The organism is Pseudomonas sp. B7, assembly GCF_016735645.1.
Lineage (GTDB): Bacteria > Pseudomonadota > Gammaproteobacteria > Pseudomonadales > Pseudomonadaceae > Aquipseudomonas > Aquipseudomonas glycinae.
On the sequence record NZ_JAERRE010000006.1, the window covers coordinates 139964 to 154743 of the forward strand.

Genomic DNA, 14780 nt, shown 5'->3' on the forward strand with positions numbered 1-14780 from the left:
AACCCTCTCCCAAAGGGAGAGGGGACTGACCGGGGGATATTGAAGAGATACGCCGACTTGAAAGATCGCCTGTGAATCCAGAATCGACTCGATCTTTCAGGCCGATGTATGACGCCAGGCACCTCGGTCGGCTCCCTCTCCCTCCGGGAGAGGGCGGGGGTGAGGGAAAGGGGCCGACACGATCACAACTGATAGTTCTTCAGCTCACGAGCAATCACCATCCGCTGTATCTCGCTCGATCCCTCGTAAATCTGGGTAATCCGCGCATCCCGGTAGTACTTCTCAACCGGGTAATCCTCCAGATACCCATACCCGCCATGAATCTGAATCGCTGACGAGCACACCTTCTCGGCCATTTCCGACGCAAACAGCTTGGCCTGTGAAGCCTCCGACAGACACGGTTTACCCGCCGTACGCAGCCGCGCCGCATGCAAGATCATCAAGCGCGCCGCGTTGATCTGCATCTGCATGTCCGCCAGCAGGTTGGCGATGCTCTGATGCTCGACAATCGCTTTACCGAACTGCACCCGATCACGGGCATAACCCAGCGCCGCTTCGAACGCTGCACGGGCGATGCCCAGTGCTTGCGCCGCGATGCCGATGCGTCCGCCTTCGAGATTGGAGAGGGCAATGGCCAGGCCTTTGCCACGTTCACCCAGCAGATTGGCTTCAGGAATGCTGCAATTACTCAGCGTCACCGCGCAGGTGTCGGAGGCGCGGATGCCCATCTTGTGTTCGGTCCGGTCAACGATGAAACCCGGCGTGTCGGTCGGCACAAGAAACGCCGAGATGCCACGCTTGCCCAGATCCGGATCGGTCACCGCAAACACGATCGCCAGTTTCGCCCGCTTGCCATTGCTGACAAATTGCTTGGCGCCGTTGATTACCCATTGGCCGTCGCGCAGTTCGGCGCGGGTGCGCAGGTTGTGTGCTTCGGAGCCGGCCTGGGGCTCGGTCAGGCAGAAGCAGCCGATCACTGCACCGCTGGCCAGATCCGCCAGCCAGGTCTGCTTCTGTTCTTCGCTGCCGTAGTTCAGCACCGGCCCGCAGCCCACCGAGTTGTGAATGCTCATGAACGCGCCGGTGGCGCCGTCACCGGCGGAAATCTCTTCCACCGCAAGCGCATAAGCCACGTAGTCGACGTAGGTGCCGCCCCATTCCTCCGGCACCACCATGCCCAGCAGACCGAGTTCGCCCATCTTTGCCACCAGACCGTCATCGATCCAGCCGGCCTTTTCCCAGGCTTGCGCGTGGGGCGCGATTTCGCCGCGCGCAAAGTCCCGGGCCATGTCGCGGATCATTACCTGGTCTTCAGTCAATTCGAGATCGTGCATGGCTCAGCTCCCGCTCTCAGCGAAACCGTGGAAGAAACTCGCGACCTGTTCGGCGTGCAGTGCAGCCAGGGTCGGCGGATTCCAGCGTGGTGATTTGTCTTTGTCGATCAGCAGGGCGCGCACGCCTTCGATCAGGTCGCCGCGTTCGAACCATTGGCGATCCAGATGCAGTTCGAGGGCGAAGCAGTGTTCCAGGCTCAGGTGCCGGCCGCGACGCAGCATTTCCAGGGTCACGCCCATGGCCAGCGGCGAGCGGGTTTCCAGCAGGTCGGCGGTAGTTGTCGCCCATTCGTGGCTGTCGGCGACCGTCACGGCACGCAGTTGTTCGACAATGCTCGGCACGTCCGGCAACGCGAAGAAGTGATCGATGGCCGGGCGCAAGGCTTCCAGCGGCGCATCCGGCAGGGTTTGCACGGCGTGGCGGGCCAGCAGGCTTTGCAGGTCTTTGAGCGGCGTGTCGTGCCACTCCAGGTGATCGAGTTGTTCGTCGAGGATGCCGAGTTTGCTGCTCTCCAGATACCAGTCGGCGAGGCCGCAATACAGCGCATCCGCCGCACGGATCTGCACGCCGCTGACGCCCAGATAAATCCCCAGCTCGCCGGGAATCCGTGGCAGGAAATAACTGCCGCCGACATCCGGGAAATAGCCGATCGCCACTTCCGGCATCGCCAGACGGCTCTTCTCGGTGACCACCCGCAGATCAGCGCCTTGCACCAGGCCCATGCCGCCGCCGAGGACGAAACCGTCCATCAGCGCCAGCACCGGTTTGCGGTAATGGTGGATCGTCAGGTCGAGGGCGTATTCCTCGACGAAGAAATCTTCGTGCAGCGTATCGCCGTTTTTATGGCTGTCGTACAGCGATCGAATGTCGCCACCGGCACAGAAGGCTTTCTCGCCGGCACCGCGCAGAACAACCGCGTGGATATCGGCATCGGCGGCCCAGGCGTCCAGGTATTGCTGGAGCTGGCGCACCATGTCGAGGGTCAGGGCATTGAGGCCGGCGGGGCGGTTGAGGGTCAGATGACCGATGTGATTGCGAACCTCGGCCAGCACTTCGTGTGGCGTGGCATCCATGGACGAAGTCCGCGGGGATGAAGCCTGAGCAGTCATCACTAACTCCCTGCTTTTATTGTCTTTATTCGAGAAGCTCGCGCGCGAGCGTTACCGGATCGTAACAGTGCAAATTTGCCGTGTACAACGGGGATATGTGCACGGGCTGTCTGCATTTTTGCCTTGTCTGGAAAGCCGCTCGCAGACGTTGATTCCAGTCCCGGCCATCATTCGCCGCGAAGCTGTGCCTGAAGGGTCCGGGCGCAAAGCAGCAGGGCGCGTCTGGCCTCTTCATGGGCGGCAGGGTAGTTCATGAAACCGTGACGCATCCCCGAAAACTCTTTGTGTTCGACAGTGACATTTGCTGCTCGCAATCGCTTGGCGTAGGCACGTCCCTCATCACGAAGAACGTCAAGTCCGCAGGTGATGATCAACGTTCGGGGCAGTCCATGCAGCGAGTCACTGAGCAGGGGCGACAGCCGTCTGTCCACGCGCGATGTACCGGGCGGCAGGTAGTGACCGAGGTACCATTCGAGCAGATCGACAGTCAGTCCATGTCCTTGCCCGAATCTCGTGTGGGAGCTGCGGCGAGTGTTGCAGTCGAGCAAAGGGTAAAGCAGCAGCTGAAAGCAGATGCATGGTTCGTCACATTCGGCGTCGCGCTGGCTGATGACGGCGGCCATCCCGCCTCCTGAACCACCTCCTGCGACTGCAATGCTTGAAGTATCCAGTCCGCAACCGGCGCCTTGCCGTGTCACCCACTTGAAAGCTGTCCAACAGTCTTCCAGGGCTGCCGGAAACAAGTGTTCCGGAGGGCGGGCGAAATCAACGGCGACCACGGCGCAACCAGCCCACTCACACATCAACCGACAGAACCCGTCATGCGTGTCCAGGTCTCCTGTGACCCAGCCCCCGCCATGAAAGAAAACCAGCACGGGAAACGGTCCCTTGCCGGGTGGTGTGTAGAGGCGCAGCGGCAGTGAACGGCCATGGCTCTCGATCGCCAGATCATGAACACAGGTGACTTGCGCCTGCCGCAACGCCGTTCTGGCGTCCTCTACAGTCAACGAAGTTTCATCCATGGCCGCAGCCTCTGCCCGAACGGGCCTCTGCCTCGATCTCGATAACGTATTCAGGGCTGACCAGTCGAGAGACTTCCAGCAACATTGTCGTCGGTGGATGCCCTTCGAAAAACGTTTTGTGCGCCCGCGCGATTTCTGGCAAGAGATCCATATTGGTGGTGTACATGCGCGTGGCAATGATGCGGGTACGATCCTCACCCAGTTGCTTCAGCGCCTGTTCGATGATTTTCAGGCATCGCCGTGTCTGGGCATAGGCATCGCCGGGTTTGAAAGGCTTGCCGTTCTTGCGAAATGCCACCGTACCTCCAACCAGAATAGTGTTGCCAACCTTCACGGCTCTGCAGTAACCGGCGAGGCGTTCCCAAGGCGCTCCGGAATAAACACGTTTGAATTTCATGGTTCAGACTCCTGTTCCCAGATCGACCGGAAGCGTCTTCAGCCCCCGAAACTGCAGGTTGCTGTTGCGCCACTTGGCAGGCCGGCGCGCGATGAGTTGCAAGTCGGGGAAGCGTTTTAACAGCGAGGTGAACACGATCTCGGCCTCAAGCCTGAATAGCGACGTGCCCATGCAAAAATGTTCGCCTTTGCCAAACGTCAGGTGTTCGTTCCTTGCTCGACGAATGTCGAATGTGTTGGGGGCGTGGAATTTTTCCGGATCTCGGTTGGCGGAGGCTCGTATCAGGTAAACCAGGTTCCCCTTTTTCATCGTAATGTTGTCAATGGTGACGTCTTCCATGAGGATCCGATGGCTCAGTGAACCGGCAGGATCGAAGCGCAGCATTTCTTCAATGAAGGAGCCGATCAATGTCGGGTCTGCCAACAGGGCTTCGAGTTGTTGAGGATGCTTCAGTAAATGCAACAGGCCGAGGCACATCTGGTCTGCACTGGTGGTGTAGCCTGCCACCAGAATGAACACGATCTGTGCCAGCACCTCATCAAGACTGGCGGCGCTGTTCTGGCCACTCTCCAGTACCCGGCTCACGAGATCATCCCCGGGTTGCCTGCGCCGCTGTTCAATGAGCTCAGCGAAACAGGCGTACATTTCCTTGATGCCTTCCAGGGCCTGGTCCGGCCCCTGATCCGCGTCCTGGCTGCCACCGAGAAACATGACGATGTCTCGTGTCCAGCGGCGAAGCCTCAATGCCTCGTCATCCTTCATGCCGTAAAGCCTGGCCAGAATCAGGGCGGGGACCCGGTCGAAGAGCGCGGTCTTCAAATCGGTCTGTCCGTGCAGGCGGGACAGCTCTCGATCAGTGATGTCTTGAATGATTGCCCGCAAGGCCTCGATGGAGCGAGGGGTGAAGGCATTGCCCAGCAAGTGGCGACTGGCCTTGTGAGTGTCGCCATCCTGGGAATACATCCACCTGGACGCCAGCTTGATGAATTCGTTCAGATGCGTGCGCTTGTTTTCAGGTACACGTGCGTCGATCAGTTGTTGCATGCGGTTTGAAGAAAATCGTCGGGAATCGGCCTGTGCGGCGATGACATCGCAATAACGGGTCAAAAACCAGGCCTGTAAGTGTTCGCACCAGTACACCGGCTGATGTTTTCGCAGCCACGTATACGCCCGGTAAGGGTTACGAATCGTGTTGCGGTTCGAGAAGTCCGGCTTGTTGTCGTACAGCGGTTTTGTGAAGTGCTTTACGTAGTTCTTTTTGTCGATGGGGGCCCTGACCAGCTCTGACGGCGGTTTGAGCAGCTCGTTTAACAAGATCAGTTGAGCTTCGGTGGCGTTCTGCTCCAGCTTGGTGCTGGCAACAAGCTCCCATTCGTAAAGTTTCGGCGAAAAGACGTGGACGATGTCTTCGAATATCTCGGATGTCACAAGCGGATGGTGTTTACCCTCATTGATGATCAGATCCAGCGCTCGAGCATAGGTGAGCGCAACCGCCTGGCGATGGGAAAAATCGCCGGCACGGCGACACTGATCGACAATCAGCGATTCAATTCGCTGGGCGATGTTCTCGTTGGCAAATCGTGGCCGGTTGATGGCGTCCCGTGCAACCTGACAGCACAGGATGTTGTTATCGCCCGCGAAGGTGGTGCTGATGCCGTGATCCATGACCAAGGTGACAATTCGGTTGTGATGGTGGAAGCCTTGCGAACCACAAAGCTCCCTGCATGCACTCATGACTTCGAGACCCAGCCAGGTGCCGACACTTTTGACGACAGCGGCGAGAATATGCAGCTCCTTTCGCCGTGCTGGCTGATGCCAGCACGCTTCGAACCGCGACAGAACCGCCTGCTCCAGCAACTTCAGGGCCAATACCTTAAGTTGTTCGGCATACAGCCGTTGTCGGAAAAGTGCCTTGGTCAGGAGAGACTGGCTTCCCTCGTTCCCCTTGACCAGGCGATGGCAAGCGAAACGGTACGCCAGATAAACACACATGCTGGCGGCACCACGGGCGCCAGCGATGAGGAACAGGCGCTCCTGGATGAATGTCTGCATAGCGCTTTTCAGGCGCTCCTTTGGCGGGATCTCACTGCTGAAAACGCCTTGCGCAGAAAACCTGGCATAGCGTTGCATCAGTGCGTCGAGTGGCAGCTTCATGTTGCAAAAACGGATGCCGGCAACTTGATTGGCGTGAATCCCTCCCTTGGGATCGCAGGTGGTGATCCTGACACCTGGCAGGAGCGGGCCATTCTCTTGCTCGCGAATGCGTACCCGAAACCAGTGCAAGCCCTCATCCACACCCTTGACGATCAGACGTCCCAGCACCATGACCACCACCGCCGCGTGCAATGCGTTGCCGATCCAGAACTTGCAGGACTGCGGCGTGGGTGAGTTCAGAATCAGGCAATGTTTGTGTGGGTCGTAGTTGATCGTGGTTTGCAGGTTAGCCACATCGGAGCCGCTGGCGATCTCCGTGCAACCAAAGGCGTAAACCGCTTTCAGTTGGCAGATTTCCTGGTGGTACTGCGCAATCTGGTGCTGACTGCCGTGTGCAAAAAATGCGTCGCCGGCAATGAAGTGGTCGACGATGCAGGCAAGCAGGGAGTAATCCACGGCACCGATCAATGCTGCACGTTCAAGCATCAACCGGAATTCAGACTGACGGGGTTGGCTCAGCCACATGGCATTGGTCATGAGCCCGTTGCCGATGATTGCGCGCATCCGATCGATATTCAGATCCATGTATTCGCGCAGAGACACGCGATGGCGCTTTTCGGGGTCGAACAGGGGCTTTTGCAGCAACTTCAGCAATGGGTCGCTCATGAAACGTTCCTCTCGCAGATTTCGAAACCATGGATTCGAAAACCACCAGATTCACGGAGCTGGCGAAAAACACACGTGCCCGCATGCTACAGGCGGGGCATTTGGGCGGACTGCTGGTTACGCAGAAATGCGGTGTTTGAGGAAAGTAACGTTTCAGTCAAAGCGCAAAGCCAGCTCGCTTCTCAACAACGTTGAGCGTTTTTCCATAGCCAGACTACCGATGTCATCGCTACTGGACATTACAGCGGGCCAGACTTCCAAGTGAAAGGCAGACAAATCTGTGCGGTACAAAGCTGAAAGGTAGTCGTTGGTCATGTCTTGGCAAGGGCGTTCGACAACCTTCGGTCGGATCACGTATTACCTGCGACCAGCCAGCACTTCACCAATACTGCGCCGCCTGGCGTGCCGTTCACTGGCATGAATCAACTGCTCCAGATCTTCCGGCGTGACATCGATGAAGGCCTCCATGTCCGCCAGTGCCAGTTTCAGGTCCTCGGCCGTGATGGCCTGAATGTCGACCGGTGCCACAGCCGGCGCGGGCTCCGCAGGGCGTTTCGGGTAGCGGATGCGGGTGAGGTTGTTGTAGGCCAGTGCGGCCAGCAGCAGGCAGGCGGCGCTGAGCATCACCGGTTCCAGGGCTTTCCAGTCCATGGCGATGGTCATCGGGTCGGCCAGCACCATGGTCAACGCGACGGCGCCGGCCGGCGGGTGCAGGCAGCGCAGCCAGCACATCAGGATCAGCGCCATGCCTGCCGCGAGGCACGCGCTGCCGAGGGTTCGGCCGAGGACGTGGGCCACCAGCAACGCGACCACGCCTGCACACAGGTAGCCGCCGATGATCGACCACGGCTGGGCGAGGGCGCCGGAGGACACAGCGAACAGCAACACCGCCGAGGCGCCCAGCGGGCCGATCAAGTGGTAAGCCACTTCAATGCCGAATACCTGACTGCACGCCCATACGCTGAACAACGTGCCCAGGGCCATGCCGATGGCGGCGCGGCTCCATTCGGTGGGGCGGGTGTTGATGGCGGCGGGCAACCAGCGAGCGAGCATGCAGAATCGATCCTTTGCGAAATTCAGGGCAAAAAAAAGGACTTGTCCGTAAACGCGGAAAGTCCTTCGAAGTGTTCCAACTATTGGGGGAGGAACGCGCACAGTGTGCCAAGCATTCACGATGCTGACAAATTCATATAAATGCAGTTTCAGTGCATTATTTATGCAGTAAAGCTACACGGCGCCCGCTCATGAAACACAGGAACCCGCCCATCGCGGTCAGCGCGCTGAGGGCGTAGAACATGGTCGGCGCCGGCGTGTGCATCAGCAGGAAACCGCAGATCACCGGGCTCAGCGCGCCACCCAGCGCCGCCAGGTTCTGCGCGCCGTAATAGCTGCCGCGCAGTTCTTCCGGGGCCAGGGTGTCGACGAACAGGAATTCCGACGGGTAAATGATCATCTCGCCGAGGGTGAAGATGAACATCGCGATGCACCAGCTCACCAAGCTGTCGGCCAGGCTGAAACCAATCAAACCGAGGATGAACAGGCTGGTACCGGCGGCGATCCAGTAGCGCAGTTTCTCCCGGTTGAGGAAGCGGCCGATCTGGTACTGCAGCAGGATCACCGCGATGGCGTTGCAGGCGAGCAGGGCGGCCATGGTTTGCAACGCGCGCTGCGAATCCTCGACCACCAGCAGGTATTGCGACAGGTACAGGGTGAAGCGGCCGTGAACCACGGTGCTGAGCAGACAGCCGCAGGTGAACATGATCAACGTGCGGTCGTTTTTCAGGGTGATCAGGGTTTTCAGGAAGCTTTGCGGCTGGCCGATGGCAGCAATCGGGCTGGCGTCCTTGGGGATGCCGATCATCAGGAAGATGCTGCCGAAAGCGATACCGGCAGCAATCAGGAACGGCGCAATCGGGTACACCCCGGCGATCACCACACCGAGCATCGGGCCGGTGGCGTAGCCGATGTTGGTCAGGGTGTAGCGCAGGGAAAACGCTTTCGCTCGCTGGCCCATGGGCAGGTTTTCGCTGAGGATCGCCTTGGAGCCGATCAGGAACAGCGCCGAAGCGGTTTCAGTGATGACCAGGGTGGCGGTCGTCAGGTACAGGTCTTTGGCGAAGGTCAGCAGTACGAAGCCGATGGCGCTGGAGAGCATCGCCAGAATCAGCAACCGGCGCTTCTCGAGCCGGTCGATGATGTAGCCGCCGTAAAGCGCAAGCAGGGTGGCGATGAACACCGCGATGCCCAGCAACAACCCGACGTCCTGTTGGTTGAGGCCGAGCTTCTTACTCAAGAACAAGGTGAGCAACGGACTGGTGATGGCGCGGCTGACGACGATGGTCAGCGAGACGATCATCAGGCGGCGGATAACGAGCGAGTAGGTAGCCACGGAAAATCAAATGTCCTTATTTGGTTAACAGGTGCTCGAGATCGCGCACGGAAGCCAGCGTTTGCAGTTGTCGCAGTTGCACCAATAAAGGCTCGGCCTTGACCGGTGAAATTATCCGCAATGCCAGACTGAAAAACTTCTCCTCCAGCGCCGCCTCGCTCAGCGGATTGCCCGGCGCGCCCAGCGGCACCTCGACACACAGACTCGCCTCACGCCCGTCGCGGGTTCGAACAATGACCACCGGCTCGCCATCCTCCGACAGTCGCTCATCCACTTCAAGGCGAATGCGCGTCAGCCAATGGGCAATACGCGGATCGTCGCGCGGTTGTTCGTCGTAAGCCTCGAGTCGGCAATGACCGTGCACCAGTCGCGCGGCGAGGGCGTAGGGCAGGCTCATCTGCGCAGCGGCCAGACTGCGGGTGTCGCGACCGCCGCACATGTCGAGCAGAAAGCCGCACAGATTCACCTGGACGTCTTCCACCTGATCCGCGCCGGCCTGCAATTGCTCCAGCAACAGCCCGAGCGCATCAATCGCCGAATGGGTGCCACGGCAAGCGGCGTAGGGTTTGATCGAGCAGCGCGCGAGTTTCCAGACCTTCCCCAAATCGGCATCCAGCGCATCCGGTTGCGCGCTGCCCGGCGCCAGCGTCTTGAGGAATCCACCCCAGACATCCTCGAACAAAACCGACGGCCCACTGACGCCTTCACGTGCAAAACGCGCCGCGAGCAAGCCACCCTCGGCCGCACGGCCACTGTGCAGTTTCTTGCTTTGCGAGCCGTCGTGAATGAACGCCCACAACCCGCCGCTGAAGCTGCCGGCGATGCCCAGCGCCGATACGGTTTGCCCTGCATCCAAGGCAAAGATCCGCGCACAGGCCGCCGCCGCGCCGAACACGCCGCAGGTGGCGGTTGAATGCCAGCCAGCGCCGTTGTGCGCCGAATAACTGCCGCAGGCTTCCAGCACCCGCCGGCCGATTTCGTAGCCGATCACCACGGCGGTGATTAACTCGCGACCGTCCACCGGCCGATCCACCAGTGACAGCGCCGCCATCACCGCCGGCAGCACTACCGCGCCGGAGTGATCGCACCCGCCGGTGTCGTCCAGCTCCAGCGCGTGGGCGGCGATGCCGTTGAGCAACGCCGCATGCCCCGCGCCGACCCGCAACGACGAACCCCAGACCAGCGCGGTGCCCGGCTCGGCGCCGAACACCTGCCGCGCCTGAAGCGCCACCGCGCTGTCGGCCCCGGCCAGTGCTGCGCCGAAGGTGTCGAGAATGTGTCGCTTGGCCTGTTCCACCAACGCTGGCGGCAGATCTTCAAAGCGCGTTTCGACGCAAAACTGCGCCAGCCGCTGCATGCGTTTGGTCATACGAGATAGTCCCGATAATGTCGCTCATACACCGACGCCGGATGATCCTGCGCAACCGGCGCCGCCGTTTGCGCCCACCACTGCGCGACTTCGGCACCGCTGGCGATCCACACGTCGTCATGCTGCTGAATGCCTTGCAGCAATTCCCGCAGCACACCGATGCGCCCCGGCGTGGCGATGATTTCCGGGTGCAGGCGCAGCACGTAGCACAGGCCGAAACGGTGGAATCCAGCGAAGTCCATTTGCAGGTTGCCCAGGGTGTGGCTGTAAGAGGCGATTCGCGATTGTGCCGGCGGCACGGCCGGGCTCAGATTGAAGGCGAAGTAAGGCTCGTCTTCCAGTTCGTAATGCAGCGGCAGCTCGACCACTTCGGGCGCGGTCGGGTGCAAGAACGGCACGTCATCGCCACGCCATGAGGAAGACCAGTGAATGCCGTGATCTTTCAAGGCTTCGATGAAGCCCGGCGCGCCGTTACCCGCAGGAATCCGGAAACCGGTCGGACGCACGCCGGTCAACGTTTCCAGTGCTGCACAACCCTTGGCGACTTCCGCGCTCTGCGCCGGCAGATCCAGCGTGTCGTAATCCTGGTGGCGGTAACCGGCGCAGGCGATTTCATGGCCGTCAGCCTGAATCGCGGTGATCTGCTGCGGGTTTTCCTCGGCGACAATGCCGGGCACGAACCAGCTGCTGCGCACCCCGAGTGCCCTGAACAGGCCGAGCAATCGCTCGACGCCGCGTTGGGTGCCGTAGCGCCACACCGACAGTGTCTTGTCGCGCCCGGCGACTTCCGGGGCCTGAGTGAGAATGCCGTGGATGTCGTTGTAATCGACGGTCAGCACCACTGCGCAGCGTTTGCCGGCGGGCCAGAGGTTGTTGGCGTCAGCCATGGTGATGCTCCTTCAGCCACCAACGGGCGACGTCGCGGCAGGTGGCGAACCACACGTCATCGCGCTGGCGCATGTGTTCGAAGAGTTTCTCCAGCAACAGGATGCGCCCCGGTTTGCCGGTGATTTTCGGGTGGAACAGGGTGGTCAGGCACAGACCTTCGTCCATCGCCCCGTCGTACTCGCGCTGCCAGTTGTCGAGGGTCAGCTCGTAGCTGGCGGTGCGGTCGAGGCCGGACGGGAAGTTCGGTGCGCGGGTGTAGGCGAGGGAGGCGTAGTCATCCATTTCCCAGCGGCCGGGGATTTCCACCAGCGGGGTGTCGTGGCCGGGGACGTTGACCAGGTATGGGCGATCATCGCCGCGCATGCTGCTGGAATAGATGACGCCGTTGTCGGCCAGCATCGCCGGGGTTTCGGCGCGCCAGTCGCCGGAAGGGGTGCGAAAGCCCTCGGCGCGGATGTGCAGGTATTGCCAGAACACGTCGCGGGATTTGTTCATCACGGCCTGCTGCTGGTCCAGCGTCAGGGCGTAGAAGGATTCGTGTTTGTAGCCGTGGTAGGCGACTTCATGACCGCGCTCGACGATGGCCTGGCACTGTTTCGGCCAGTTTTCCACGACCCAGGCGGGAACGAAGAAGGTGGTCGGGATCTTGAAGGCGTCGAGCAGGTCGAGCAGGCGGGGCAGGGCGCGGTAGGGGCCGTAGCCGCCGAAGCCGAAGTATTCGGGTTTGTGCCAGATCGAGTTGTTGAGCATGGCGTCACCGGTCGGGCCGTCGAGGTCGAAGGCCAGGGCGAGGCAGGCTTTGTGCTGGTCGGGCCAGGTGGGTTGCAAGGAGGACATCAAGGGCGCTCCGGCTGTTCATGAAAAAGGCGCCGACCGGTTGGGTCGGCGCTGACCGGTTTACTTGCCCGCGTTAATGGTCACATCCTTGATCGCACCCAGCTCCAGATCCCATTTCTTCAGAATCGCGTTATAGCTGCCGTCATCCACCATGCTCTGCAACGCCACCTTCACCGCTTCACTCAGCTCCGGCTTCTTCTTGCTCACACCCAACCCGGTGAACTGCACGGAGATCGGCTGGCCGACCGTCTTGTACATGTCCTTTTCCTGAGTCTTGAGGTACGACAGGGTTTCGCTGCCCTGCATCGCCGCATCGATGCGGCTCTGGCGCAGTTGCGCACGGGCGTCGGCCGAGCCTTCGGTGCCGATCACGTTGATTGCAGGTTTGCCGGCCGCTTCACAGTTTTCCTTGCTCCACGCAGCGATTTCCGCCGGGAAGGTGGTGCGGCGGCTGGTGCCGACTTTCTTGCCGCACAGGTCGATGATTTCATTGGTCGTTGCGTTCTTCTGCAAGGTGTAGAACTGCGGGCCGCTGGTGAAGTAGTCGACGAAGGTCACGCTGGCCTGGCGCTCGGCGGTGTCGGTCATGCCCGACAGAACCATGTCCACGCGCTCGGTGGTCAGGGCGTTGATCATTTGCTCGAAGCCGGTTTCCTGCCACTTGATCTTCACCCCGAGGCGTTCGGCCAGGGCGTTGCCCAGGTCGTAGTCAAGGCCGGTGAGCTTGTTGGTGGCCGGGTCCTTGAAGTCCATCGGCGGATAGTTGGGCATGATCGCGACGACGATCTCGCCTTTTTCCTTGATGCTGGCCGGCAATTCGGCGGCCACGGCGACACCGCAAGACATCAGGGAGGTGAGTACTGCTGGAATGACGAAGTTCTTCATGGACGTTCTCTTATGAGTGTTGTGAAGGCCAAAGGGGCCTCAGGTTCGAACGGCAGAAATGAAGCTTTGGGTGCGCGGGTTTTGCGGACTTATTAGTATTTCTTCGGGGCTTCCAGCCTCCACGATCTGCCCGCCGTCCATGAACACCATGCGGTTGGAAACCTCCCGGGCGAAGCCCAGTTCATGGGTGACGACGATCATGGTCATGCCGGTCTGCGCCAAATCGCGCATCACCGACAGCACCTCACCGACCAGTTCCGGGTCGAGTGCCGAAGTGGGTTCATCGAACAGCATCAGCTTGGGTCGCATGGCCAGGGCGCGGGCAATCGCCACCCGTTGCTGCTGACCGCCCGACAGTTCGATCGGGTAGCTGTTGCGTTTGTCGGCCAGGCCGACCCGGGCCAGCAGTTCCAGGGCTTCTTCGTGCGCCTCCTTGGGCGAACGCTTGAGCACCTGGCACGGGCCTTCGATGATGTTTTGCAGCACAGTCATGTGCGGGAACAGGTTGAAGCGCTGGAACACCATGCCGGTGGCCAGGCGCTGACGGGCGATCTGCGACTCGTTGAGTTCGTGCAGCTTGTGCCCGACCACGCGGTAGCCGACCAGTTCGCCATCGACCCAGAGGCCGCCCTTGTCGATCTTTTCCAACTGGTTGACGCAACGCAGCAGGGTGCTCTTGCCCGAGCCGGACGGGCCGATAATGCACAGCACTTCGCCTTGCTCGACTTCGATGTTGATGTCCTTGAGCGCGTGGTACTGGTCGTAATATTTGTTCAGGCTCACGGCCTTGACGATGCTTCTCATGACGGATTCCTCAAGAACGCTTGCCGGCGCCGCGAGCGAAACGACGCTCCAGACGGCTTTGACCAAAGGACAGGACGGTGACGGTGGCCAGGTACCAGATACCGGCGACGATCAGCAGCTCCATGACCCGGGCGTTGGCGTAGTAAATGTTCTGGGCGTTGTAGAGCAGTTCCGAGTACTGGATGACGCTCGCCAGCGAGGTCATTTTCACCATGCCGATGAATTCGTTGCCCACCGGCGGAATGATGATCCGCATGGCCTGGGGCAGGATGATCCGGCGCAGTGCTTGCAGGCGCGGCATACCGATCGACTTGGCGGCTTCGTACTGGCCGGTGTCCACCGAGAGCAGGCCGGCGCGCACCACTTCAGCGGTGTAGGCGCCCTGATTGATGCTCAAGCCGAGCAGGGCGGCCACGAACGGGGTCATCAAACTCACGGTGTCGAGTTCGAACAGGCCGGGAATGCCGATGGTGGGGAAGATCAGCGCCAGGTTGAACCACAACAGCAGTTGCAGAATCAGCGGCGTACCGCGAAACAGCCAGGTGTAGGTCACGGCCACGTAGCGCAGGATCGGGTTGGCCGACATGCGCATGATCGCGGTGATCACGCCGAACACGATGCCGAGTGCCATGGCCAGCACGGCCATGATGATCGTGTTGAACAGGCCCCACATGATCGCTTCGGAGGTGAGGAACTGGCCGATGTACGACCATTCGATCTTGCCTTCGGCGAAGGCCCGCACCAGACCGATGATCGCGATGACGATCACGGTGGCGAAGAAGATCCGCCCGTAATAACGCCGTGGCACATGCTGGTACTGGGTAATGTCGAACTGGTTTTCCGCCAGTTTGCGCTCCGCCTGGAGTCGTTCTGCCTGAGTCTGGCTCATGGTGTTTCTCCGTACACTGTACTTTTCGATCAACCC

General features: G+C 60.4%; 13 protein-coding genes. All 13 read right to left on the reverse strand.

Features of this window, described 5'->3' with window-relative positions:
* Positions 1-182 precede the first annotated feature (182 nt).
* Entirely contained in the window at positions 183-1334 is a 1152-nt protein-coding gene (locus tag JKA62_RS15410; protein ID WP_201818501.1) for an acyl-CoA dehydrogenase family protein, read from the reverse strand.
* A 3-nt stretch (positions 1335-1337) separates the two neighbouring features.
* Positions 1338-2444: an enoyl-CoA hydratase/isomerase family protein gene (locus JKA62_RS15415; protein WP_201818503.1), complete on the reverse strand. Its 1107-nt coding sequence runs from the start codon at positions 2442-2444 to the stop codon at positions 1338-1340.
* A gap of 167 nt (positions 2445-2611) precedes the next feature.
* A complete protein-coding gene (locus JKA62_RS15420; protein ID WP_011334274.1) occupies positions 2612-3466 on the reverse strand; it encodes an alpha/beta hydrolase in 855 nt (284 codons plus the stop codon).
* Positions 3459-3863: a RidA family protein gene (locus JKA62_RS15425; protein ID WP_011334273.1), complete on the reverse strand. Its 405-nt coding sequence runs from the start codon at positions 3861-3863 to the stop codon at positions 3459-3461. Before JKA62_RS15425 ends, JKA62_RS15420 begins: the two co-directional genes overlap by 8 nt.
* A 3-nt stretch (positions 3864-3866) precedes the next feature.
* Complete coding sequence (locus JKA62_RS15430; RefSeq protein WP_011334272.1) at positions 3867-6683, reverse strand: cytochrome P450; 2817 nt, start codon at positions 6681-6683, stop codon at positions 3867-3869.
* A gap of 357 nt (positions 6684-7040) precedes the next feature.
* Positions 7041-7736, reverse strand: coding sequence for an HPP family protein (locus tag JKA62_RS15435; protein ID WP_201818505.1), 696 nt, complete (start codon positions 7734-7736; stop codon positions 7041-7043).
* Between the two features lie 157 nt (positions 7737-7893).
* Positions 7894-9072, reverse strand: a complete 1179-nt coding sequence (locus JKA62_RS15440) for an MFS transporter (RefSeq protein ID WP_041475283.1) — start codon at positions 9070-9072, stop codon at positions 7894-7896.
* Positions 9073-9088: 16 nt separating this feature from the next.
* Positions 9089-10441 (reverse strand): MmgE/PrpD family protein, encoded by a 1353-nt coding sequence (locus tag JKA62_RS15445; protein WP_011334269.1) that lies wholly within the window; start codon positions 10439-10441, stop codon positions 9089-9091.
* Positions 10438-11328 (reverse strand): polysaccharide deacetylase family protein, encoded by an 891-nt coding sequence (locus JKA62_RS15450; protein WP_011334268.1) that lies wholly within the window; start codon positions 11326-11328, stop codon positions 10438-10440. Before JKA62_RS15450 ends, JKA62_RS15445 begins: the two co-directional genes overlap by 4 nt.
* Complete coding sequence (locus JKA62_RS15455; RefSeq protein WP_181457909.1) at positions 11321-12169, reverse strand: polysaccharide deacetylase family protein; 849 nt, start codon at positions 12167-12169, stop codon at positions 11321-11323. The genes JKA62_RS15450 and JKA62_RS15455 overlap by 8 nt, the downstream gene beginning before the upstream one ends.
* A 57-nt stretch (positions 12170-12226) precedes the next feature.
* The gene (locus tag JKA62_RS15460; RefSeq protein WP_011334266.1) at positions 12227-13051 is read right to left on the reverse strand and encodes an ABC transporter substrate-binding protein; all 825 of its coding nucleotides are present in this window, start codon (positions 13049-13051) and stop codon (positions 12227-12229) included.
* A 39-nt stretch (positions 13052-13090) separates the two neighbouring features.
* The gene (locus JKA62_RS15465) at positions 13091-13855 is read right to left on the reverse strand and encodes an amino acid ABC transporter ATP-binding protein (RefSeq protein WP_007951284.1); all 765 of its coding nucleotides are present in this window, start codon (positions 13853-13855) and stop codon (positions 13091-13093) included.
* A 10-nt stretch (positions 13856-13865) separates the two neighbouring features.
* Entirely contained in the window at positions 13866-14744 is an 879-nt protein-coding gene (locus JKA62_RS15470; protein WP_011334265.1) for an amino acid ABC transporter permease, read from the reverse strand.
* Positions 14745-14780: the final 36 nt, after the last annotated feature.